This window comes from Cellulomonas iranensis NBRC 101100 = JCM 18110 (assembly GCF_001552375.1).
In the GTDB taxonomy this organism is placed as follows: domain Bacteria; phylum Actinomycetota; class Actinomycetes; order Actinomycetales; family Cellulomonadaceae; genus Cellulomonas; species Cellulomonas iranensis.
Genome location: NZ_BCRB01000002.1, coordinates 48,664 through 71,992, shown reverse-complemented (window position 1 = coordinate 71,992; position 23,329 = coordinate 48,664). Strand labels below are relative to the sequence as shown.

Below are 23,329 nucleotides of genomic sequence, written 5' to 3'. Positions count from 1 at the left end.
CCGTGAGCACCACCACCCCGCTGATCACCGCGGACCTGGTCGCCGTCGACCTCGCCGCGACCGACCGGACCGACGTCACGCGCCGGCTGATCGACCTGCTCGCGGCCGCCGGCCGCGTCACCGACGCCGACGGGTTCGCCGCCGACGTCGCGGCGCGCGAGGCTCAGATGGCCACCGGCATGCCCGGCGGCGTCGGCCTGCCGCACGCGCGCTCCGAGCACGTCGTCGTCCCGAGCCTCGCGGTCGGCAAGCTCGCGCAGGGCGTCGACTGGGGCGCCCCCGACGGGCCCGCGCGCCTCGTCTTCCTCATCGCCGCGCCCGCCTCCGGCGACGCGGACCACCTGCAGATCCTCGCCGCCCTCGCGCGTCGCCTCGTGCACGAGTCCTTCCGGACGTCGCTGCTCGAGGCCCCCGACGCCGCGACCGTCGCGCAGATCGTCACGCGAGAGGTCGTGCCGTCGTGAAGCTCGTCGCCGTGTCCTCGTGCCCCACGGGGATCGCCCACACGTACATGGCCGCCGAGGCCCTCGAGCAGGCGGGCAAGGCCGCCGGCCACGAGGTGCACGTCGAGACGCAGGGCGCCGCGGGCTCGACCCCGCTCGACCCCGCGCTCATCGCCGCCGCCGACGGCGTCATCTACGCCGCGGACCTCGAGGTCAAGGACAAGCAGCGGTTCGCCGGCAAGCCGTTCGTCGACGTCGGCGTCAAGAAGGCCGTGCACGACGCGCCCGGCGTCATCGCCGCCGCGGTCGCCGCGGTCGAGGCCGGCGTGCCCGCCGGTGCCGCCGCCGCGCCCGCCGCGGCGCCCGCGACCAAGGTCGACCGCGACGCCGGTGCCGGCACCAAGGTGCGGCAGTGGCTCATGACGGGCGTGTCGTACATGATCCCGTTCGTCGCCGCGGGCGGCATCCTCATCGCGCTGTCGTTCATGCTCGCGCAGGTCGCGTGGGGCGGCGCCGAGGGCGCGATCGAGGTCACCAAGGTCGACGCGGCCACGGTCGTCGCGGCGTTCGACCCCGCGTCGCTGCAGGACTGGTCGGTCGTGCTGCTCAAGACCGGGCAGCTCGCGTTCGGGTTCCTCGTGCCCGTGCTGTCCGGCTTCATCGCGTACGCGATCGCCGACCGCCCCGGTCTCGTGCCCGGGTTCCTCGGCGGCGCGGCCGCCGGGTTCGTCGGCGCCGGGTTCCTCGGCGGCCTCGTCACGGGCTTCCTCGCCGGTGGCGTCGCGCTGTGGATCAGCCGCTGGAACGTCCCCAAGGGCGTGCGCGGCGTCATGCCGGTCGTCGTCATCCCGCTGCTGTCGTCGGCCGTGGTCGGGGTCGTCATGCTCGTGCTCATCGGGCGGCCGATCGCCGCCGCCATGGACGGGCTGACGGGCTGGCTCAACGGGCTGTCGGGCACCAGCGCGGTGCTGCTGGGCCTGCTGCTCGGCGCGATGATGGGCTTCGACCTGGGCGGGCCGATCAACAAGGTCGCCTACACGTTCGCGGTCACGGGCCTGGCCACCGAGGGTCTGGCCGCGGACGCGACGCAGTACCGCGTCATGGCCGCTGTCATGGCCGCCGGCATGGTCGCACCGCTCGCGATGGCCCTGGCCACCACGGTCCGCAAGCGGCTGTTCACGCACGCCGAGCAGGAGAACGGCAAGGCCGCGTGGCTGCTGGGCGCGTCCTTCATCTCCGAGGGCGCGATCCCGTTCGCCGCCGCCGACCCGTGGCGCGTCATCGTGTCCTCGGTGGTCGGCTCGGCTGCCACCGGGGCCCTCGCCATGGCGTTCGGCTCGACGCTCGTCGCGCCGCACGGCGGCGTGTGGGTCCTGCCGCTCATCGGCAACCCGCTCGGGTTCGTCGCGGCGGTCGTCGTCGGCACGCTCGTCAGCACCGCGCTGGTCGTGCTGCTCAAGTCCCTCGCGCACGACCCCGTCGTCGCCGCCGAGCGGGCCGCCGAGGAGCAGCGCGACGCGGCGCTCGTCGGGCAGCCCGCCTGAGCCTGGCGCCCGACCGTCCCGCCCCCCATCCCCAGACCACCTCGAAGGAGAGCCACCATGGCCGAGCGCACCGTCGCCGTCGCGTCCCGCGTGGGCCTGCACGCCCGCCCCGCGATGCTGTTCACCCAGGCCGTCGCCGCGTCCGGCGTGCCCGTCACGATCGCCCGCGCGGGCGGCGCGCCCGTCGACGCCGCGAGCATCCTGTTCGTCATGTCGCTCGGCGTGCCGCACGGCGAGGAGGTCACGCTCACGGCCGACGGCCCCGACGCCGACCGCGTGCTCGACGAGCTCGTGACGCTGCTGTCGACCGACCTCGACGCCTCCGAGGCCGACGCGGCCGGGGGTGCGTCGTGACGACGACGTCCGCGGCCGACGCCCCCGCCGGGACCGGGCTGCGCGGCGTCGGCGTGGGGCGGCGCGCGGTCGTCGGCCCGGTCGCCCAGGTGCGGCCCGCGCCGGACGTCGCACCCGACGCGCCGCTCCTCGTCGACGGGGCGCCGGCCACGCCCGCGCACGTGCGCACGGTCGTCGAGCGCGCGTTCGCCGACGTCGCCGCCGGCCTGCGCACGCAGGCCGAGGGGGCGTCGGGGACCGTGCGGGACGTGCTCGCGGCGACCGCGCAGATGGCCGACGACGCCGCGCTGCGCGGCCAGGTGCTCACGCGCGTCGACGGCGGCGAGCCGCCCGTCGCCGCGATCGACGGGGTCGTCGACACGTTCGCGGCCATGTTCGAGCAGGCCGGGGGGTACCTCGCGGAGCGCGTCACCGACCTGCGCTCGGTGCGGGACCGGGTCGTCGCCCGCGTCGTCGGCCTGCCCGAGCCGGGCGTGCCGCACCTCGCGCAGCCGTCGGTCGTCGTCGCGCGCGACCTCGCGCCCGCCGACACCGCGGCGCTCGACCTCACGAAGGTGCTCGCGATCGTCACCGAGCTGGGCGGCCCGACGGGGCACACCGCGATCATCGCGGGCCAGCTCGGCCTGCCGTGCGTCGTGCGCGTCGACGGGGCCACGACCCTCGCGGACGGGACCGTCGTCGCGGTCGACGCCGCCGCCGGCACCGTGACGCCCGACCCCGACGACGCCGTGCGCGACGCGTTCGAGCGCCGACGCGCGGCCGACGCCGCGCTCGCGCAGGACACCGGCCCCGGTGCGACCGCCGACGGGCACGCCGTCGCGCTGCTCGCGAACATCGGCACGGCCGCCGACGCGCAGCGCGTCGGCGCGGGCGCCGAGGGCGTCGGGCTGTTCCGCACCGAGGTGCTCTTCCTCGAGCGCACGCAGGCCCCGACCGTCGACGAGCAGACCGACGCGTACGCCGCGGCGCTGCGCGCGGTCGACGGGCGCAAGGTCGTCGTGCGCACGCTCGACGCGGGCGCCGACAAGCCGCTCGCGTTCGCGACGCAGCCCGACGAGGAGAACCCCGCTCTCGGCGTGCGCGGCTACCGCCTGGTCCGCTCCCACGCCGAGCTGCTCGACACGCAGCTCGCCGCGCTCGCCCGCGCGCAGGAGGCCACGGGGTCGACGCCGTGGGTCATGGCGCCGATGATCGCGACGCCCGACGAGGCGCGCGACTTCGCGGCCCGGGCACGTGCGGCGGGCGTCGCGACCGTGGGCGTCATGGTCGAGGTCCCGGCCGCGGCCCTGCGGGCGCGCGACCTGCTCGCCGAGGTCGACTTCGTGTCGATCGGCACCAACGACCTCGCGCAGTACACGATGGCGACCGACCGGCTGCGCGGCGAGCTCGCCGACCTGCTCGACGTGTGGCAGCCCGCGGTGCTCGACCTCGTCGCCACGACCGCGCGCGCTGGGCTCGAGGCCGGCAAGCCCGTCGGCGTGTGCGGCGAGTCCGCGGCCGACCCGCTCATGGCGCTCGTGCTCGTGGGCCTCGGCGTCACGAGCCTGTCGATGGCCGCCGGGGCGCTGCCCGCCGTGCGGTACGCGGTCCGGCACCACACGCGCGCGACGTGCGAGGCGATCGCGGGTGCCGTGCTGCGGGCCCGCACCGCGGCCGACGCGCGCGCCGCCGCGCTCGCGCTCGTCGACCCCGACGTCGCGGCGACGCTCGCGCTCTGACGTGCGAGTGCTCTGACGTGCGCGTGCTCTGACGTGCGCGTGCTCTGACGTGTCCGAGCCCTGGAGGGCTCGGGCTCCGAGACGGCCCCGCCGTGAGACGCGTGGTGCGCGAGACCGGGCGCAGGTCGCTCCTCGGATGGTGTGAGCGACCTGCGCCCGGTCTCGCCCGTGCGTCGTCCCGTGGGGCGGACACCGATCGGTCGGATCCAGGTCGTCCGGGCGGCTCCGGCGGGTCGCGGCGGGTCGCGGCCGGCTCGCCGGGCCCCGGCGTAGATTGGCGTGATGGCGCACGAGCATGCCGACCTGCACGACCCCGAGACCGACCCGCTCGCGACCTACGTGCTCGAGCCCGACGACGTGCGGCCGCTCCTCGCGCACGTCGTCGCCGGCCCGGGCCACGCGACCACCACCTCGACGGCGCCGTTCACGGGCAGCCCCGTCGCCGCGGTCCCGCTGACCTCGGTGGACGACCTGCCGGAGGCGGCCCGGCGGGCGCGCGCTGCGCAGCGGACGTGGGCCGCGCGACCCGTCACCGAGCGCGCCGCGGTGCTGCTGCGCGCGCACGACCTGCTGCTGGAGCGGCAGTCCGACGTGCTCGACCTGCTGCAGGTCGAGACGGGCAAGGCGCGCACGCACGCGTGGGACGAGGTCGGCGACGTCGCGAACGCGGCGCGCTACTACGCGTTGCGCGCGCGTCGCCTGCTCGCGCCCCGCACCGTGCGGGGGCTGTTCCCGCCGTTCACCTCCGCGCGCGTGCTGCGTCACCCCGTGGGCGTCGTCGCCGTGATCACGCCGTGGAACTACCCGCTGTCGCTGGGCCTGGGTGACGCGCTGCCGGCCCTCGTGGCGGGCAACGCCGTGCTGCTGCGCGCCGACCCGCAGACCGCGCTCACGCTGCTGTGGTCCGCCGAGCTGCTCGCCGACGCGGGCCTGCCGGACGACCTGCTGCAGGTCGTGGTCGGCGGCCCGGACGTCGGCATGGGCCTGCTCGAGCACGTCGACCACGCGGGGTTCACCGGGTCGACCCGCTCGGGGCGCGTGGTCGCCGCGCGGGCCGGTGAGCTGGGCGTGCCCGTGACGCTCGAGCTCGGCGGCAAGAACGCGATGTACGTCGCGGCGGACGTCGACGTCGAGGCCGTCGCCGAGGGAGCCGTGCGCGCGTGCTTCGGCTCCGCGGGGCAGCTGTGCGCGAGCGTCGAGCGGATCTACGTCCACGAGGACGTGCGCGAGGCGTTCGTCGACGCGTTCGTCCGGCGCACCGCCGCGCTGCGCCTGGGCGCCGGGCTCGACTACCGCGCCGACATGGGGTCGCTCGTCGGCCCCGCGCAGCTCGCGCGCGTCGTCGAGCACGTCGAGGACGCGGTCGGCCACGGCGCGACCGTCCTGGTCGGGGCCGAGCAGCGCCCCGACCTCGGCCCGTACTTCTACGAGCCGACCGTGCTGGCCGACGTGCCCGACGGCGCGCGCCTGCACCGCGAGGAGACGTTCGGGCCCGTCGTCGCGGTGTACCCCGTCGCGTCCGACGACGAGGCCGTCGCCGCGATGAACGACTCCGACCTGGGCCTGGTCGCCGCGGTCTGGACGCGGTCGGCCGCGCGCGGGGCCGCGCTCGCGGCGCGTGTGCGCGCCGGTGCGGTGGCCGTCAACGACACGCACCAGCTGATCTGGGGGACCGTCGGCGCGCCCGTCGGCGGCGTCGGGGCGTCCGGGTACGGGCGTCGCCACGGCCGCGAGGGCCTGTGGGAGACCACGTGGACCCAGACGGTCGTCGCGCAGCGCGGCGTGCACACCGGGCGCGGCGTCGGCATGCGGCAGCTCGAGGCGCTCGGCTCCGAGGTCCGGGCGAGCGTGCTCACGCGCCTGCTGCGCGCCGAGCGGGCGCTGCGGCTGCCCTGACGCACGGTCGCACGTCGCACGTCCCGCCGCCGCGCACGCGCGACGTCACCGGTCGGTGCGGATCCGCCACAGCAGCCACAGGAAGTACGGCGTGCCGATGAGCGACGTCACGAGCCCCGCGGGCAGCTGCGCGGGCGCGATCGTGGCGCGGCCCACGAGGTCGGCGACCACGACCAGCGTCGCGCCCAGCAGCACCGTGAGCGGCAGCAGCAGCGCGTGCCGCTTGCCGATCAGCAGGCGCGCGGCGTGCGGCGCGACGAGCCCGACGAACGCGACGACGCCGATCGACGCGGTCGCGGCGGCGGTCAGCACGATCGCCAGGGCGACGTGCACGAGCCGCGCGCGCGGCACCGCGACGCCGAGCACGCGCGGCGTGAGGTCGTCGAGCTGCAGCACGTCGAGGTCGCGCGACGTGCGCACGAGGACGGCCGCGGCGAGCACCAGCACGACGACCATCGGCAGCTGCTGGACCCACGTCGCGCCGTAGGTCGAGCCCGCGAGCCACGTCATCGCCTTGTTCTGGTTCCACGGGTCGGAGCGCACCAGCAGCAGCGTCGTCAGCGCGCTGCTGAACGCGCCGATGCCGACGCCGACGAGCACGGTGCGCACCTGGTCGCCGCCGCGCGTGCCGCCCAGCAGGACCACGGCCGCGACCGCCGCGCCCAGCAGCGCGCCGCCGAACAGCATCGCGAAGCCCGCGGCCGGCACCGCGACGATCGTGACGACCGCGCCGAGCCCCGCCGCCGAGGACACGCCCAGCACGCCGGGGTCGGCGAGCGGGTTGCGCGTCACGGCCTGCACGAGCGCCCCGGCGAGCGCGAGGCACGCGCCCGCGAGCAGCGCCGCGAGGACGCGCGGCACGCGCGAGTCGAGGATGATCTCGAGCCGCACCGACGCCGCGCCGCGCAGCCACAGGTCCACGTCGCCGAGCAGCAGCGCGCGGTCGCCGAGCAGCACGGCCGCCACGAGGGCGGCGAGCAGAGCCGCTCCGGCGAGGGTCAGCACGAGCAAGGGCGCGCGCCGCCCGAGCGCGGTGCCGGCGCGCATGCCGGCGAGCGCCTCGCCGGTGTCGCCGCTGCGCAGCCGGCGCGCGAGCACGATCAGGAACACGGCGCCCAGCGCGCTCGTCACGACGCCCGTGGGCACCGTGACGCCGGCGACCGACCCGAACACGGCGCGCAGCAGCACGTCGGCGGTGAGCACGAGCGCGACGCCGGTCGCGGCGCTCGCGAGGATCAGCACGCGGTGCCGCGTGAGCTGCCGGACGCGCCGCGCCGCCAGGCGCACGAGCAGCGGCGCGCACAGCCCGACGAACCCGATGGGCCCGGTGACGGACACCGCGGACGCCGCGAGCAGCACCGCGACGACCACCACGACGACGCGCGTGGCGCCGACCCGCATGCCGAGCGACCGCGCCGCGTCGTCGCCGAGCTGCAGCACGTCGAGCCGCCGCGCGAGCAGCAGCAGCGCGACCACGCCCGCGGCGACCACGGGCAGCACGCGCACGACCGTCGCGGAGCCGTTCTGGCTCAGGGACCCGGCGCCCCACGCGAACATGCCCTGCACCTCCCACGGCAGCAGCAGCATGACGACCGACGTGATCGACGCGAGACCCATCGTGACGACCGAGCCCGCGAGGACGAGCCGCACCACCGACACGCTGCGCCCGCTCGACAGGCCGATCACGAGCGCGGCCGCGGCGATGCCGCCGACGAACGCGACGCCGACGCCCGCCAGCGGCGCGAGCGTCGTGCCGAACGCCGAGGCCAGCGTCAGCGCGAGGTAGGCGCCCGCGTTGACCGCCGTGGTGTCGGGCGACGCGAGCGGGTTGCGCGCGACCGCCTGCATCGCGGTGCCGGACGCGCCGAGCGCCGTGCCGACGAGCACGGCCGCGAGCAGACGCGGCACGCGGGACTCGACGACGACCGCGGCCGCCTGGTCGACCGCGTCACCGGTGACGAGCGCGAGCAGGTCGCGCAGGCCGACGTCGGCCGTGCCCTGCACGAGGTGCAGCACGACCGCCGCGAGCACCCACGCCGCGACGAGCGCGAGCACGACGCCCACGCGCAGGGACCCGCGGCGGGGCGTCCGGGGGAGGGGGACGCCCGGGGCGTCCGGGCGGGCCGCCGCGGCAGCGGGACGCGCGACCGCCGGGGGCGGGGCGTCGTCCCGCTGCCGCAGCGTGCTCACCGGGTCAGGCCTCCGCCGTCAGCTGCGCGACGAGGTCGTCGCTCCACGCCATCATCGACGCCGGGCCGCCGTACGCCCAGATGCCGACGGCCGCGCGGTGCACGTGCCCGGCCTGCACGAACGGCAGGCTCTCCCACACGGCGTTGCCCGCGAGGGCCGTCGTGACGACGTCGTCCTCGTCGTCGTTGCCCCAGTAGAGGAAGCGCGTGTCGGCGGGCAGCTGCGTGAGGCCCTCGAGGTCGATGTTCGCCAGGCCGTACGCGTCGTCGCCCGGGTCGGTCCACGCGGCGGCCAGGCCCATGCGCTCGGCGACGGCCTGCACGGCGGTGCGGGGCCCGTGCATGCGGATCGTGAGGTTGGCGCCGTCGGAGTACGGCGACGTCAGCACGACGGGCGTGCCCGCGAGGCCCGCGGCCTCGAGGGTCGCGGCGTTGTCGGCGAGCCGCGCGTCGAGGTCGTCGAGCACGTCCTGCGCGACGTCCTCCTTGCCGAGGGCCGTCGCGATGGTCGTGAAGTCCTCGGTGACGCGGCCCAGCGGGTCCGACGCGTCCGCACCCGCCATGAGCACCACGGGCGCGACGCGCTCGAGCTGCTCGAGCGCGCCCTCGGGGACCGACGTGAGCACGCCGACGATGAGGTCGGGCTCGAGGTCCGCGATGGCCTCGACGCTCGGCTCGCGGCGCAGGCCGACGTCGACCGTCTCGGACGCGAGCGGTGCGGCCGTGCCGACCCAGCTCGTGTACCCGGTGGGGTCGGAGACGCCGACGGGGTCGACGCCGAGGGTCTGGACCATCTCGACCTGGGCCCACTCGAGCGCGACGACGCGCTCGGCGGGTGCGTCGAGCGTGATCTCCTCGCCGCGCGCGTCGGTGACCGTGATCGGCTCGCCCTGCGCGGCGGCGCCGGTCGAGGTGGGTGCGTCGGCGGCGGCGCCGTCGCTCGTGCCGCACGCCGCGAGCAGCAGCGGCAGGGCGAGCGCGACGACGGCCGCGCGGGCGGGACGGGTGGTGCGCATGGGTGTGTCCTCGGGGAGTCGTGGCGCGCAGGAAGGTGTGCCGGCGCCTGCGCCGTCGCCGGTCGGCCCGTCAGCGGGCCACGGTGCGGCGCACGCGTTGCCGGGGCGTGCGCACGTCGACCTCGCCGGTGGCGGCGTCGACGTCCACGGTGATCTCGATGTCGTACACCGCGGTGAGCAGGTCGGGGTCGAGCGCGCTCGCGGGCGGCCCGTCGGCGACGACGCGGCCCGCGGCGAGCACGACGACGCGGTCGGCGACGGCGGCGGCGTGGTTGAGGTCGTGCAGGACGACGCCGACGGTCACGCCGTGGTCGTCGGCGAGCGCGCGCACGAGCTCGAGGACCTCGACCTGGTAGCGCAGGTCGAGGTGGTTGGTGGGCTCGTCGAGCAGCAGCACGCCGGTGTCCTGCGCGAGCGCGCTCGCGAACCACACGCGCTGCACCTGCCCGCCGGACAGCGTGTCGACGGGCACGTCCGCGAGGTCGGCGGTGCCGGTGAGCTCGAGCGCGCGCTGCACGGCGGCGGGCCCGGCGGCGTCGCGGCCGCGCCACGCGCTGCGGTGCGGGTGGCGGCCCAGCTCGACCGCGTCGCGCACGCTGATGCCCGCGGGCGTGGGGCGCGACTGCGCGAGCAGCGTGACGCGCCGCGCGAACTCGCGCGGCGACAGCGCGGCGACGTCCGGCACGTCGCCGAGCTCGACGTGGCCGCCGGCGAGGCGGTGCAGGCGGGACATGCCGCGCAGCAGCGTGGACTTGCCCGAGCCGTTGGGGCCGACGAGCGCGGTGACGCGTCCGGGCTCGAGGTCGACGTGCACGGCGTCGACGGCGACGACGGCGTCGTACCGGATCGTGACGTCACGGGCGCCGAGCGTCACGCCGGTCGCGGTGGGGGAGGGCACGGGACACGATGTTAGCGAAGCCTTACCTCACCGTGGTGTGGCGTGCGCCACGTCGGCCTCCGAACGTGCCCGCGCCCGGACGTGCTCGGACGGGCGCGACCCGCCCCCGGACGCGGCACGGCCCGGACCACGCGGGTCCGGGCCGTGCCGTACGTCGTGCCGGTGCTCAGGCGCCGATGACGTCCAGCGCCTGCCGCGCGATCGCGAGCTCCTCGTTGGTCGGCACCACGAGGACCGTGACCTTGGCGCCGTCGGGGGAGATGACCGTCGGCTCCGACTTGCGGCCCTCGTTGCGCGCCGCGTCGACCTCGATGCCGAGGGCCTCGAGCCCGCTCAGCGCACCGAGCCGCACGATGTCGTCGTTCTCGCCGATCCCGGCCGTGAACGTGATGACGTCGAGCCGCCCCAGCACCGCGTGGTACGCACCGACGTACTTGCGCAGCCGGTGCAGGTACACGTCGAGCGCCAGGCGCGCGCCCGCGTGACCCTCGGCCACCAGGTCGTGCAGCGCGCGGAAGTCGCTCTCGCCGGCCAGGCCCTTGACGCCCGAGCGGCGGTTCAGCAGGTCGTCGATCTCGTCGATCGACATGCCCGCGTTGCGGTGCAGGTGGAACACGACCGCCGGGTCCACGTCGCCCGAGCGCGTGCCCATGACGAGACCCTCGAGCGGGGTCAGGCCCATCGACGTCTCGACCGCGACGCCGCCGCGCACGGCCGACGCCGACGCGCCGTTGCCCAGGTGCAGCACGATCTGGTGGAGGTCCTCCAGCGGGCGGTCCAGGATCTGCGCGACCTGCTGCGACACGTACTGGTGCGACGTGCCGTGCGCGCCGTACCGGCGCACCTTGTGCTCGGCCGCCACCGACGCCTCGACCGCGTACGTCGCGGCCGCGTCGGGCAGCGTGCGGAAGAACGCCGTGTCGAACACCACGACGTGCGGCACGTCCGGCAGCAGCGCCTGCGCGACGCGGATGCCCGTGAGGTTCGCGGGGTTGTGCAGCGGCGCGAGCGGCGACAGCTCCTCGATCTGCTGCTCGACCTCGGGCGTGACGAGCGTCGGGCCGTCGAACAGGTCGCCGCCCTGCACGACGCGGTGGCCGACCGCCACGACGTTGGCCGACGCGAGGTCGGGGCCGATCTCGTCGAACAGGCCCAGCACGAGGCGCAGCGCCTCGGCGTGGTCCGGCACCGGCACCTCGCGGCGCGTCGTGTCGCCGTGCGCGACGTGCTTGACCGAGCCCAGCGCGTCACCGATGCGCTCGACGATGCCCGACGCGATCGCGTCGCCCGACGCCGGGTCGACCAGCTGGTACTTGACGGACGACGAGCCCGAGTTGACGACGAGGACGCTCGTGCTGCTCGCGGGGGTGGACGTGCTCATCGGGCGGAGGCCTCCGTGCTCGGGGTGGTGGCGTCGGCCTGCGCCTGCGCCTGGATCGCGGTGATCGCGACCGTGTTGACGATGTCCTGGACCAGCGCACCGCGCGACAGGTCGTTCACGGGCTTGCGCAGCCCCTGCAGCACCGGGCCGATCGCCACGGCGCCGGCCGAGCGCTGCACGGCCTTGTAGGTGTTGTTGCCCGTGTTGAGGTCGGGGAAGACGAAGACCGTGGCCCGGCCCGCGACCGCGGAGTCCGGCATCTTGGTCTGCGCGACCGACGCGTCGACCGCGGCGTCGTACTGGATCGGGCCCTCGACCGACAGGTCGGGGCGACGCTCGCGCACCAGGCGCGTGGCCTCGCGGACCTTCTCGACGTCCGCGCCCGAGCCGGACTCGCCGGTCGAGTACGACAGCATCGCGATGCGCGGCTCGATGCCGAACTGCGTCGCCGTCTCGGCCGACGAGATCGCGATGTCCGCGAGCTGCTCGGCCGTCGGGTCGGGGATGACCGCGCAGTCGGCGTACACGAGCACGCGGTCCTCGAGGCACATGAGGAAGCAGCTCGACACGCTGCCCACGTCGGGGCGCGTCTTGATGATCTCGAACGACGGCTTGATGGTGTGCGCGGTCGTGTGCACCGCGCCCGAGACCATGCCGTCCGCGAGCCCGAGCTGCACCATGAGCGTGCCGAAGTACGACACCGAGGACACGATCTCGCGCGCACGCTCGACCGTCATGCCCTTGTGCTTGCGCAGCTCGGTGTACACCTCGGCGAACCGCTCGAGCGTCTCGCCGTTCTTCGGGTCCAGCACCTGCGCCTCGTCGAGGTCGAGGCCGAGCTCGGTCGCGCGGGCGCGGATCGCGGCCTCGTCGCCGAGGATCGTCAGGTCCGCGACCTGGCGCTGCAGCAGCGTCGAGGCGGCCCGCAGGATGCGGTCGTCGTTGCCCTCGGGCAGCACGACGTGCTTGCGGTCGGAGCGCGCACGGTCCAGCAGGGCGTACTCGAACATGAGCGGCGTGACGACCTCGGGGCGCTCGACGTCGAGCGCGGCCAGCAGGGCCTCGCCGTCGACGTGCTGCTCGAACAGCGCGAGCGCCGTGTCGACCTTGCGCTGCGAGTCGTGCGTGACGCGCCCGCGCGTCGTGGCCGCGGCGCTCGCCGAGCGGAACGTGCCGAGCGACGTCGTGATGAGCGGCAGGCGCGAGCCGAGGCCCTCGACCAGGCGCTGGATCGTCGGGGCCGGCTCGAGCCCGCCGTTGAGGATGAGGCCCGCGAGCGACGGGAAGCCGTCGGCCTGGTGCGCCATGAGCAGGCCCAGCAGCACGTCGGCCCGGTCCCCGGGCGTGATGACGACCGCGCCGTCCTGCAGGCGGTCCAGCAGGTGCTCGATCGACATCGCGCCGACCAGCACGTCGAGCACCTCGCGACCCAGCAGCTCCTCGTCGCCGCTGCTCAGCGTGCCGCCGACGGCCTCCATGAGCTGGCGCAGCGTCGGCGCGTACAGCAGCGGCGAGTCCGGCAGCGCCCACACCGGGCGCGTGCCGCCCAGCGCGGTGCGCACCTGGTCGAGCGAGTTCGGCGCGCAGCGGTTCGCGACGACCGCGACGACCTGCGCGTGGTTCGCGTCGATCTCGGCGGCGGCGACCTCGGCCGCGTGGTGGACGTCCTCGGCGCTGCGGTGCGCGCCGTTGACGACCAGCAGCACGGGTGCGCCCAGGTTGGCGGCGATCCGCGCATTATACGCGAGCTCGGTGGGGCCCGCGACGTCCGTGTAGTCGGTGCCGACCACCACGACCGCGTCGCAGCGACGCTCGACGTCGTGGAACCGCGACACGATGCGCGACAGCGCGGCGTCCGGGTCGGAGATGACGTCGTCGTACGTCGCGCCGACCGCGTCCTCGTAGGCGACGTCGACGCCGTCGTGCTCGAGCAGCAGCTCCAGCACGTAGTCGCGCTCGTCGGTCGACCGGGCGACGGGTCGGAAGACACCGACGCGCTGCACCGTCCGGGTCAGCAGGTCGACGAGGCCGAGCGCGACGACGGACTTGCCCGTGTCCCCCTCGGCCGACATGACGTAGATCGTGCGGGCCACCGTTCAGCTCACTTCCTCATCGCCCCGGGTGGGGGCTGCTCGTCCTCGACGGACGCGTGCCCGGGCCGGTGGGCCCGGGCACGCACCCGTGACAGTCTGCCTACTCGTTGTCCCCGCCGGTCGAAAGTGAGGCGGAGATCTCCTCGGTCGACGCGGCGTCGCCCGCGTCGGGCCACACCCAGTCGCGCACCTCCGGCAGATCCTCGCCGTGCTCGCGCGTGTACTGCCGCGCGCGCAGACGCGCGTCGACCATGCGCTGGCGCAGGCCGGCCTGCGACGCGCGCAGCCAGTGCACGTGGTCGATGACGTCGATCACCAGGTGGTACCGGTCGAGGTCGTTGAGCATGACCATGTCGAACGGCGTCGTCGTGGTGCCCTCCTCCTTGTACCCGCGCACGTGGAGGTTCGCGTGCCCGTTGCGGCGGTACGTGAGGCGGTGGATGAGCCACGGGTACCCGTGGTAGGCGAACACGATCGGCCGGTCGGCCGTGAAGATCGTGTCGAACTCCGCGTCGGACAGGCCGTGCGGGTGCTCCCGCGCGTCCTGCAGCCGCATGAGGTCCACGACGTTGACGACGCGCACCTTGAGCTGCGGCAGCTCGCGCCGCAGGATGTCCGCCGCCGCGAGGACCTCGAGCGTCGGGACGTCGCCCGCGCACGCGAGCACGACGTCCGGCTCCTCGTCCTGCGCCTCCGACCCGGCCCACTCCCAGATGCCCAGGCCGCGCGTGCAGTGCGCGACGGCCTGCTCCATCGACAGGAAGTTCGGCGCGGGCTGCTTGCCGGACACGACGACGTTGACGTACTGCCGGCTGCGCAGGCAGTGGTCGTACGTGCTCAGCAGCGTGTTCGCGTCCGGCGGCAGGTAGACCCGCACGACCTCGGCCTTCTTGTTGACCACGTGGTCGATGAAGCCGGGGTCCTGGTGGCTGAAGCCGTTGTGGTCCTGCCGCCACACGTGGCTCGACAGCAGGTAGTTGAGGCTCGCGATCGGCCGCCGCCACGGGATGTCGTTGGTGACCTTGAGCCACTTGGCGTGCTGGTTGAACATCGAGTCGACGATGTGGATGAACGCCTCGTACGACGTGAACAGGCCGTGCCGCCCGGTGAGCAGGTAGCCCTCGAGCCAGCCCTGGCACTGGTGCTCCGACAGCATCTCCATGACGCGACCCGCGCGCTCGAGGTGGTCGTCGACCTCGGGCCCCTCGAACTCCGCGTTCCACTGCTTCGCGGTGACCTCGTACACCGCCTGCAGGCGGTTCGACGCGGTCTCGTCGGGGCCGAAGATGCGGAACGTGTCGGGGTTCCGGCGGATGACCTCGGTGAGGTACTCGCCGAGCACGCGCGGCGCCTCGGCGATCGTCGCCCCGGGTGCGGGCACGTCCTGCGCGAAGTCCCGGAAGTCCGGCAGCCGCAGGTCGCGCAGCAGAAGGCCGCCGTTCGCGTGCGGGTTCGCGCTCATGCGCAGGTCGCCGTGCGGCGCGAGCGCCGTGATGTCGGCGTCGACCCGGCCCGTCGCGTCGAACAGCTCGGCCGGCCGGTACGACTGCAGCCACTGCTCGAGCACCGCGAGGTGCTCCGGGGTGTCCCGCGCGTTCGCGAGCGGCACCTGGTGCGCACGCCACGAACCCGTCGTCTTCTTGCCGTCGATCTCGTCCGGGCCCGTCCAGCCCTTCGGGGTGCGGAACACGATCATCGGGTACATCGGGCGGCTCACGTCGCCGGCGGCGGCGTTCGCCTTGATCTCGGCGATCTCGTCGAGCACCTCGTCGAGCAGCACCGCGAAGCGGCGGTGGATCTCGAGGTCGTCCTCGTCGTCGAAGCCCGCGACGAACACGTGCGGCTTGTGGCCGTAGCCGACCATGAGGTCGTGCAGCTCGGCGTCGCTGATGCGCGCGAGCACCGTCGGGTTCGCGATCTTGTACCCGTTGAGGTGCAGGATCGGCAGGACGATGCCGTCCTGGCGCGGGTTGACGAACTTGTTCGAGTGCCAGCTCGTCGCGAGCGGGCCCGTCTCGGCCTCGCCGTCGCCGACGACCGCGGCGACCAGCAGGTTCGGGTTGTCGAACGCGGCGCCGTACGCGTGGCTCAGCGCGTAGCCGAGCTCACCGCCCTCGTGGATCGAGCCCGGCGTCTCGGGCGCGACGTGCGACGGGATGCCGCCCGGGAAGGAGAACTGCCGGAACAGCCGGCGCAGGCCCTCCTCGTCCTCCGTGATGTCGGAGTACACCTCGGAGTACGTGCCGTCGAGGTACGCGCTCGCCACCAGGCCGGGGCCGCCGTGGCCGGGGCCCGTCACGTAGATCGTCGACTGCTCGCGCTCCGCGATCGCGCGGTTGAGGTGCGCGTAGAGGAAGTTGAGGCCGGGCGTCGTGCCCCAGTGGCCCAGCAGGCGCGGCTTGACGTCGTCGCGGTGCAGCGGGCGGCGCAGCAGCGGGTTGTCGAGCAGGTAGATCTGGCCGACCGACATGTAGTTCGCGGCGCGCCACCACGTGGACAGGCGCTGCAGCGTCGCGTCGTCGATCTGCCCGGATCCCTTGCGCCAGGCGGTGCGGGCTTCGGCGGCCGCGAACGGTCCCGGGGCGATGGGGCCTGCGTCCGCAGCGTTCTGCGGGTCCGAGGCGGTGGTAGTCATGTCCCCTCCTTGAGGGTCTGCCGTGGTCGGCCGGGGTGCTCCCCAGCCTTCCGTGAGGTCGCAGCGCGAGGTGGGACGTCCGGCCCACCGCGGCTGTGCTCCTGACCACAGCCATCCAACCCCACGCGGCACGTGGTCGCGACGAGGGCGCGGAGGGCACGACGGCGCACCTCCAGGGTGCCCCCGCCGCGTCGTCGGCGCCCGTCCGCGGCGGACCACCGGGCAGCACCCGGGTGCCGGGCGGGTACCGTGAGGTGGTGGCCGAGACCTCCCTGTGGCGCGCCGCGGTCCGCCCGCGGATGCTCGGCCTGCTCGTGCTCCTGCTGGCCGCCGCGGCCGTGTGCGGGCGCCTCGGGGCGTGGCAGCTCGAGCGCGCCGAGGTGCGCGGCGCCGCCGCCGCGCAGCGCGAGGCCGCACGGGTCGTGACGGCCGACCCGGAACCGCTGGCCGACCTGCTCGCGCCCGGCCAGACGTTCGTCGGCGACCTGGTGGCGCGCAAGGCCCTCGTGACCGGCACCTACGACGACGACGGGACGCTGCTCGTCACGGGCCGCGAGCACGCGGGCCGCACCGACGGCTACCTCGTGCTCACGCCGCTGCACGTCGCGACGCCCGACGGGACGGCCGTGCTGCCGGTCGTGCGCGGCTGGTCGCCCACGCCCGACGTCGCACCCGCCCCCGCGGGCGAGGTCGAGGTCGTCGGGTGGCTGCAGGCGGGGGAGGAGGCCGGCACGACGCCCGTCGACGGCCGTACCGACGCCATCAGCGCGCCGCAGCTGCTCACCGTGTGGGGCGGTCCTGTCTACACCGGCTACCTCGTGGTGCAGACCGGCGACCCCGTGGACCCCGCGGGGCTCGAGCCGCTCGACCCGCCGACACGGGCGGGGTCGGGGCTCAACGTGCAGAACCTCGCCTACGCCGCGCAGTGGTGGATCTTCGGCCTGTTCGCCGTCGGGCTGTGGTGGCGCCTCGTGCGGGACGAGGCCGCCGGCCGGCCGCCGCTCCCGGGCGACGGCGACGCCCCGCCCGCGGGACCGGGCGACGGCACGTCCGCGGACGGCAGCACGGGCACGGGCGACGGCACGTCCGGCGGTGCTGCGGCGCCGGACGACCGCAGGGTCACCAGCGGCGCCTGACCACGTCGCCCGGTGCCGTCGGCGGGGCGGTGGGGCAGGGCCTCGCCGTCGGTGGGGCAGGGGTCGCCCGCCGCGGCCGTGCGCGCCGACCCTCCCGACGTGCCCCCGGCGGACCGGTCCACGGGGGCACGTCGGGGTTCAGCGCGGCGACGTCAGGCGGACTCGTGCTGCCACGAGCGCCACAGCGCGGCGTACTCGCCGCCCGCGGCGACGAGCTCCTCGTGGGGGCCGATCTCGCTGATGCGTCCCGCGTCGACGACGGCGACGCGGTCGGCGTCGTGCGCGGTGTGCAGGCGGTGCGCGATCGCGACGACGGTGCGCCCGGCGAGCACCGCGGACAGCGACCGCTCGAGGTGCCGCGCGGCACGCGGGTCCAGCAGCGACGTGGCCTCGTCGAGCACGAGCGTGTGCGGGTCGAGCAGCACGAGCCGCGCGAGCGCGACCTGCTGCGCCTGCGCGGGGGTCAGCGCCGTGCCGCCCGAGCCGACCTCGGTGTCCAGGCCGTCGGGCAGACCCTCGACCCAGTCCCACGCGTCGACCGCGCGCAGCGCGCGCTCGATCTCGTCGTGGTCGGCGTCGACCTTCGCCAGGCGCAGGTTGTCGGCGAGCGTGCCGACGAACACGTGGTGCTCCTGCGTCACGAGCGCGACGTGGCGGCGCAGCTCGTCGAGCGGCAGGTCGACCAGCGGCACGCCGCCGACGGTCGCCGACCCGCCCGTGGGCGGGTGGATGCCCGCGAGCATCCGCCCCAGCGTCGACTTGCCGGCGCCCGACGGCCCCACGACCGCGAGCCGTTCGCCCGGCGCGAGGTCGAGGTCGATGCCGTGCAGCACGTCGTGACCCTCGCGGTACGCGTACCGCAGGCCGCGCGTCGACACGCGGTCGTCGACCGGGCGGGCGCCCGACGCCTCGCGGTCGGACTCGACCAGGCGCACGCCCACGATGCGCGCGAGCGCGGTCGCCGCCACCTGGATCTCGTCGACCCAGAAGATCAGCTCCCACACGGGTCCGGTGACCTGGTACGCGTACAGCACGATCGTCGTGACCGCGCCGAGCGTGACGTGGCCCTGCGACGCGAGCCAGCCGCCCCACACGAGGACCGCGACGGGCGCGAGCACGAACGCGAGGTCGACGCCCGGGAACAGGATCGTGCGCAGCCGCAGGGTCGCGCGCTCGGCGTCGAACGCCTCGCGCAGGTCCTCGTGGACGCGGCGCTCGCGTGCCTCCGCCAGGCTGAGCGCGTCGACCGTGCGCGCGCCCTCGACCGTCTCGGTGATGGTGCCGTTGAGCACCGCGTACGCGGCCGACTCGCGGATGTACGCCGGGGTCGCGCGCCGCAGGTACCAGCGCACCATGACGACCATGGTGGGCACGCCCACGAACAGCGCGACCGACACCAGCGGGTCGATCACGAGGCACGCCGCGACCGTGAGCGTGATCGTCACGACCGCGACGATCACGCGCGGCACGCCGAACCGGACCGCGTGCTGCAGCTTGTTGACGTCGTTCGTCGTGCGGGTGACGAGGTCGCCCGTGCCCGCGCGCTCGACGGTCGACAGCGGCAGCGACGTCACCGTCTCGAGGAACTCCTCGCGCAGCTCGGCGAAGACCTTCTCGCCGAACCGCATGGACGCACGCTGCGCGTACCGGATGAGCCCGGTCTGCGTGACGACGGCCGCGAGGCCGACGGCGACGAGCGTGTTGATGTACCGCGCGTCGGTGCCCCGCGTGACGGCGTCGACGATGCGACCCAGGAGCAGCGGGCCCGCGAGGCCCGCGATCGCGGCGAGCGTGTGCAGCACGGCGATGCCGCCGAGCGGTCGCCGGTGGCGGCGCAGCAGGTCGGCCGCGTAGGCGCGGACGGTCGCCGCGTCGGCGATGGGGAGCTTCACGCGGCACCTCCGGGGGTCGTCGTGGGCTGGGTCAGGGTGCGGGCGTCGGGCTCGGCCGCCTCGAAGGTCTCCTCGACCGGCAGGTCGTCGTCGAGGTTGCGCCCGACCACGCGCCGGTACGTCGCCGCGACCTGCGGGCCTGCGGCGCCGTCGAGCAGCTCGGCGTGCGTCCCGCGGGCGACCAGCCGGCCGTCGTGCACGAGCTGCACCTCGTCGACGTGGTCGAGCACGAGCGGGCTCGCGGTGACGACGAGCGTGGCGCGGCCGCGGCGGGCGTCCGCCAGCCGCGCCGCGATGCGTGCCTCGGTGTGGGCGTCGACCGCGCTGGTCGGCTCGACCAGCACGAGCACCTCCGCCTGCGTGAGCAGCGCACGCGCGAGCGCGACGCGCTGGCGCTGGCCGCCCGACAGCGACCGGCCCTTCTCGGTGAGCTCGCCGTCCAGGCCGTCGGGCACCGAGTCGAGCACGTCCTGCGCGTCGGCCAGGCCGATGGCGGTCAGGAGGTCGTCGCGCGTGGCGCCGCCGCGGACGTCGAGCCCCTCGGCGAGCGGGCCCGAGAACAGCTGCGGCATGGCCTCGGCGACGACGACGCGGCGGCGCAGCTCGGCCAGCGGCAGCGTCGCGAGCGGCACGCCGCCGAGCGTGACGGGCGTCGCGGACTCCTCGGCGTCGTCGAACCGGCCCAGGCGCGTGGCGATGCGTGCGGACTCGTCCGGGTCGGCCGACACGAGGGCGACGACGCGGCCGGCCTCGACCGTGACGCCGCTGGCCTCGTCGACGAGCGGCGACCCCGCGGGCGGCATGACGGTGCCGTTCCGCGGCGCCGTCCCGGCCGCGGGCACGACCCGCAGCACCGTGAGCACCTTGCGCGTGCCGACGACCGCGCGGGTCGTGGCCTGCAGGAACTGCGTGGCGTTCTGCACGGGCCAGCCGAGGAACGCCGCGTAGCCGTAGGTCGTCACGAGCTGGCCGGGCGTGATCGTCCCGGCCAGCGCCATGTGCGCGCCGAGCCAGACGAGCGCGACCACGAACACGCCGGGCAGCAGCACCTGGAGCGCGTCGAGCCACGACTGCGTGACCGCGACCTCGACGCCGCGCCGCCGCACGAGCTGCGACTGCTCGCGGTACCGCCCGGTGAAGACGTTCTCGCCGCCGATGCCGCGCAGCACGCGCAGCCCCGAGACGGTGTCCGCGCCGAGCGTCGTGAGGCGGCCCGACGCCTCGCGCTGCGCGGTCTGACGCCGCTGCAGCGGGCGGACGAGCAGCGCCAGCACGCCCGCGACGGCGGGGAGCCCGAGCAGCACGACGAGCCCGAGCTGCACCGAGACCTGGAGCATGAGCACGGCGACCGCCGCGTACGCCACGACCGAGCCGACGAAGCGCGCGAGGGACGCGTACACCTCGCCCACGCGCAGGGCGTCGTTCGCGACCGCGGACACGACCTCGCCCGTGGGCAGCTCGGCGGTGATCGCGTCGCCCGAGCGCGCCGCGGTGCGACCGACGAGCTGCGACGTCGTGAACGCGGCCCGCAGCCAGTTCGCGACGTCGTACCGGTGCCCGACGGCCGACGCCGCCGCGCTGACGAGCCCGAGCGCGAGCAGCAGGCCCGCGGCCTGCAGCAGCGCGGGCCCGAAGCCGTCGGCGAGCCCGTCGTCGATCGCGCGACCGGTGAGGTACGGCAGGAACGCCTGGCACGCGAACTGCACGACGCCGCACGCGACGGCCGTCAGGAGGATGCCCCACTGGCGACGGGCCATCCACCACAGGTAGGGGGCGGGGCCGCGCAACGGCGGGGTGCCGGGGTCGGCGAGAGGGAGCTGGCGCACGTCGACGCACGTTACGGGGGACCACCGACAGCCGCGAACGCCTTTTGCGCGCCGTCGCGGCGCGCACGCGTCGTGCACCGGGCGACACCGGACGGGTGAAATCGGGGGTCGGGGCTCACCCGGACGGGGGGCCTGGGACCACGGGCCCTTGCCCCCGGGAAGCCGGGCCCAGGGACCGGGCCCGGACGGGGCCGCCGGGCCCGTGCGCGTGGGCCCTGCCGCGCGGCACGATCGGCTCGTGCCACCCCTCCGTCATCCCGCCGTGCCTGCCGGCACGCGCTGCGCCACGCCGCCCACGGCCAGGCCCCAGCGCGCGAAGCTGCCGGCGGGCGCCTCGAGCACGTCGACCGCGCCCGGCCGCGGCGCCACCAGGCCGAACGGTCGCAGCACGTGGACCGCGAGCACGCTGCCGTCGGCGGCGAGCTGCGCGACGTCGAGCGGCACGGTCATGCCGACGCCGTGGACGGACGACTCCCGCACGAACCACATGGCCTCGGGCAGCCGCCGGCGCCACAGCATGCCGCGCGCCCGCGCCCCCCACGTCGACGCGACCGTCACCTCGGCCACGTCCCGGCCGTCCACCCAGAGCCTGGTCACGGGGGCAGTCTGCCGTGCCGCGGGGGCCCCGGTGCGACGCCTGCCCGGCCCCGCCGCGTGCGCGGGGGCGGACGAACCGGGAGGTATCCTCGCCCGGGGTCGCGGCGCCGCCCCCCGAGCGGGGCGCGGCCAGGGCTGGACGGGTGAAACCTCACGTCAGACATGCGACCCGACCGACCCTGCGGCACCCTCGTGAACCGGGTCGCCGACCTCACCACCACCCCACCGGACCGAGGAGGAGCCCCGTGACGATCCTGGCGCTCGCACCGGCGCACCGGCTGCCGTCGGGCACCGTGGTCGCCGAGCCGGACGCCGAGTCCGTCGTCGCCGCGCTCCTCGCGCTCGACCCCGAGGCCCCCGTCCTCGTCGTCGCCGACAGCACGGCCGGCCGGGACGCGGCGCGTGCCGCGCGGCTCGTGCTCGGGCAGGAGCGCGTCGGCGTCCTGGCGCACGAGGTCCCGCCCACCGCGTTCTTCGTCGCGGTCGCCGCGCTGCAGATGCTGCCCGACATCGCGCTCGGGCTCGCCCCCTCGGTGCTCGAGGGGCTCGGCGAGGGCGTGCGGACGGTCGCGCTCGTGTCGTCCGTCGCCGCGCTCGAGCGTCCGCGCCCGTCGGTGGCGCTCGACCTCGCGAGCCGGCTGCCGGGGTCGGTCTTCCGCGTCGACTGGACCGCGCAGACCATCTCGCGCGACCAGGCGCTCGACCTCCCCGCCGGCGTCGCGACGATCGCCACGGCCTCCGAGAGGCCCGTCGTGGCCGCCGGGCTGCCGCAGCCGGCGCAGGCCCACGTGGACCTCGCGACCGACGGCGCGTTCTGGGGCGCGAAGCGCTGGTACGAGGCGACCGTCGTCGTGCGTGCGCTCGAGGAGACCGTCGAGGAACGCCTCAGCCCGTCGTTCGTCGCGGCCGTCCCGCGCTGCGCGAGCTGCGCGCGCCTCGCGACCGGACCGTCCTGCCTCTTCTGCCAGATCCCCGTGCCGGACGGCACGGTCTCCGTCCCCACAGGAGGACACGTATGAACCCGCGCCAGCGGCGAGGGGCGCTCCTGCTCGTCATCACGGCTCTCGGTGCGATCGCCGTGTTCCTCGCGGTGGTCGTGTACGTCGGCGACGTCAGCTCGCGCGTGGGCCCGATGACGCAGGCGTACCAGCTCAACCGTGCCGTCGACGCCTACGAGCCCATCGAGCCCGACATGCTGGAGGCCGTCGAGGTCCCCGAGCGGTGGGTGCCGGCCACGGCCGTGCGCGACGTGTCCGAGACGAGCGGCCTGGTGGCCGCCACCGCGCTGCCCGAGGGGTCGCTCGTGCAGACGGGGATGCTCGTGCCGCGACCCGGCGTCCAGCCCGGGTTCCGCGAGGTCGCGATCGTCGTCGACGCCGAGACGGGTGTCGCCGGCAAGGTCGCCCCGGGCGACCACGTCGACATCCTCGCCACGGTCGACGGCGACGAGCAGCGTCCGCCGCGCGCCGAGGTGTGGGTCTCCAACGCGCTCGTCCTCGAGGTCGGCATCCCCCAGAACATGGAGGACAGCGACGTCGGCGGCAACTTCACGACGACGCAAGGGGTGCCCGTGACGTTCGCCCTCACCTCGGAGGACGCGCTGCGGCTCGCCTACGTGGAGAGCTTCTCGGTCAAGCTGCGGCTCGCGCTGCGCGGTGACGGGGACAGCCAGGTCCTGCCCGACGACGAGCTCGTGTTCCAGGCGGGGTGA

Annotated in this window: 17 protein-coding genes; 8 read left to right on the top strand and 9 right to left on the bottom strand. The window is 75.4% G+C overall.

Translation table 11 applies throughout. The annotated features are described in order from the left end of the window. Nucleotides 1-2 precede the first annotated feature (2 nt). The 5 genes from CS2_RS00750 (at nucleotide 3) to CS2_RS00730 (ending at nucleotide 5,955) form a co-directional block, all read left to right on the top strand. Entirely contained in the window at nucleotides 3-464 is a 462-nt protein-coding gene (locus tag CS2_RS00750; RefSeq protein WP_082739587.1) for a PTS sugar transporter subunit IIA, read from the top strand. Beyond that, on the top strand, nucleotides 461-1,987 hold the full coding sequence (locus CS2_RS00745) for a PTS fructose transporter subunit IIC (protein ID WP_046528932.1): 1,527 nt from the start codon (nucleotides 461-463) through the stop codon (nucleotides 1,985-1,987). Before CS2_RS00750 ends, CS2_RS00745 begins: the two co-directional genes overlap by 4 nt. A gap of 57 nt (nucleotides 1,988-2,044) precedes the next feature. Then, a complete protein-coding gene (locus tag CS2_RS00740; protein ID WP_070318463.1) occupies nucleotides 2,045-2,341 on the top strand; it encodes an HPr family phosphocarrier protein in 297 nt (98 codons plus the stop codon). Further along, entirely contained in the window at nucleotides 2,338-4,059 is a 1,722-nt protein-coding gene (gene ptsP / locus CS2_RS00735) for a phosphoenolpyruvate--protein phosphotransferase (RefSeq protein WP_217997342.1), read from the top strand. Before CS2_RS00740 ends, ptsP begins: the two co-directional genes overlap by 4 nt. Before the next feature lie 282 nt (nucleotides 4,060-4,341). Continuing rightward, nucleotides 4,342-5,955 carry a succinic semialdehyde dehydrogenase gene (locus CS2_RS00730; protein WP_070318462.1) on the top strand — a complete coding sequence of 538 codons (1,614 nt, stop codon included), beginning with the start codon at nucleotides 4,342-4,344 and terminating at the stop codon, nucleotides 5,953-5,955. A 45-nt stretch (nucleotides 5,956-6,000) separates the two neighbouring features. Here the strand turns inward: CS2_RS00730 and CS2_RS00725 are convergent, their stop codons facing one another. From CS2_RS00725 to CS2_RS00700, 6 genes are all read right to left on the bottom strand, one after another. Further along, entirely contained in the window at nucleotides 6,001-8,145 is a 2,145-nt protein-coding gene (locus CS2_RS00725) for an iron ABC transporter permease (protein ID WP_233421015.1), read from the bottom strand. Between the two features lie 4 nt (nucleotides 8,146-8,149). Next, a complete protein-coding gene (locus tag CS2_RS00720) occupies nucleotides 8,150-9,160 on the bottom strand; it encodes an ABC transporter substrate-binding protein (RefSeq protein WP_070318461.1) in 1,011 nt (336 codons plus the stop codon). A 70-nt stretch (nucleotides 9,161-9,230) separates the two neighbouring features. Next, nucleotides 9,231-10,058: an ABC transporter ATP-binding protein gene (locus tag CS2_RS00715; protein ID WP_070318460.1), complete on the bottom strand. Its 828-nt coding sequence runs from the start codon at nucleotides 10,056-10,058 to the stop codon at nucleotides 9,231-9,233. A gap of 166 nt (nucleotides 10,059-10,224) precedes the next feature. Next, nucleotides 10,225-11,439 carry an acetate kinase gene (locus CS2_RS00710; protein ID WP_070318459.1) on the bottom strand — a complete coding sequence of 405 codons (1,215 nt, stop codon included), beginning with the start codon at nucleotides 11,437-11,439 and terminating at the stop codon, nucleotides 10,225-10,227. Beyond that, nucleotides 11,436-13,532 carry a phosphate acetyltransferase gene (pta, locus tag CS2_RS00705; protein WP_082739585.1) on the bottom strand — a complete coding sequence of 699 codons (2,097 nt, stop codon included), beginning with the start codon at nucleotides 13,530-13,532 and terminating at the stop codon, nucleotides 11,436-11,438. The genes CS2_RS00710 and pta overlap by 4 nt, the downstream gene beginning before the upstream one ends. 100 nt (nucleotides 13,533-13,632) lie before the next feature. Further along, nucleotides 13,633-16,167, bottom strand: a complete 2,535-nt coding sequence (locus tag CS2_RS00700; RefSeq protein WP_226239010.1) for a phosphoketolase family protein — start codon at nucleotides 16,165-16,167, stop codon at nucleotides 13,633-13,635. A 257-nt stretch (nucleotides 16,168-16,424) separates the two neighbouring features. Between CS2_RS00700 and CS2_RS00695 the strand changes: the two genes are divergently transcribed. Then, on the top strand, nucleotides 16,425-17,303 hold the full coding sequence (locus tag CS2_RS00695; protein ID WP_082739597.1) for an SURF1 family protein: 879 nt from the start codon (nucleotides 16,425-16,427) through the stop codon (nucleotides 17,301-17,303). A 152-nt stretch (nucleotides 17,304-17,455) separates the two neighbouring features. Here CS2_RS00695 and CS2_RS00690 read toward each other — a convergent pair whose 3' ends face one another. The 3 genes from CS2_RS00690 to CS2_RS00680 form a co-directional block, all read right to left on the bottom strand. Next, a complete protein-coding gene (locus CS2_RS00690; RefSeq protein ID WP_046528926.1) occupies nucleotides 17,456-19,195 on the bottom strand; it encodes an ABC transporter ATP-binding protein in 1,740 nt (579 codons plus the stop codon). Next, the gene (locus CS2_RS00685; protein WP_070318458.1) at nucleotides 19,192-21,021 is read right to left on the bottom strand and encodes an ABC transporter transmembrane domain-containing protein; all 1,830 of its coding nucleotides are present in this window, start codon (nucleotides 21,019-21,021) and stop codon (nucleotides 19,192-19,194) included. Before CS2_RS00685 ends, CS2_RS00690 begins: the two co-directional genes overlap by 4 nt. 252 nt (nucleotides 21,022-21,273) lie before the next feature. Further along, nucleotides 21,274-21,618: a DUF192 domain-containing protein gene (locus CS2_RS00680; RefSeq protein WP_134850604.1), complete on the bottom strand. Its 345-nt coding sequence runs from the start codon at nucleotides 21,616-21,618 to the stop codon at nucleotides 21,274-21,276. A 245-nt stretch (nucleotides 21,619-21,863) separates the two neighbouring features. Here CS2_RS00680 and CS2_RS00675 point away from each other — a divergent pair, with 245 nt between their 5' ends. Together CS2_RS00675 and cpaB are read left to right on the top strand one after the other, a co-directional pair. Next, complete coding sequence (locus CS2_RS00675) at nucleotides 21,864-22,637, top strand: hypothetical protein (protein ID WP_070318456.1); 774 nt, start codon at nucleotides 21,864-21,866, stop codon at nucleotides 22,635-22,637. Next, complete coding sequence (gene cpaB / locus CS2_RS00670) at nucleotides 22,634-23,329, top strand: Flp pilus assembly protein CpaB (RefSeq protein ID WP_070318455.1); 696 nt, start codon at nucleotides 22,634-22,636, stop codon at nucleotides 23,327-23,329. Before CS2_RS00675 ends, cpaB begins: the two co-directional genes overlap by 4 nt.

Bases quoted from the DNA above. Each gene is read 5' to 3' on its own strand.
- CS2_RS00710 (WP_070318459.1), bottom strand. From the start codon at position 11,439: ATGAGCACGTCCACCCCCGCGAGCAGCACGAGCGTCCTCGTCGTCAAC.
- cpaB (WP_070318455.1), top strand. From the start codon at position 22,634: ATGAACCCGCGCCAGCGGCGAGGGGCGCTCCTGCTCGTCATCACGGCT.
- CS2_RS00720 (WP_070318461.1), bottom strand. From the start codon at position 9,160: ATGCGCACCACCCGTCCCGCCCGCGCGGCCGTCGTCGCGCTCGCCCTG.
- CS2_RS00700 (WP_226239010.1), bottom strand. From the start codon at position 16,167: ATGACTACCACCGCCTCGGACCCGCAGAACGCTGCGGACGCAGGCCCC.
- CS2_RS00730 (WP_070318462.1), top strand. From the start codon at position 4,342: ATGGCGCACGAGCATGCCGACCTGCACGACCCCGAGACCGACCCGCTC.
- CS2_RS00740 (WP_070318463.1), top strand. From the start codon at position 2,045: ATGGCCGAGCGCACCGTCGCCGTCGCGTCCCGCGTGGGCCTGCACGCC.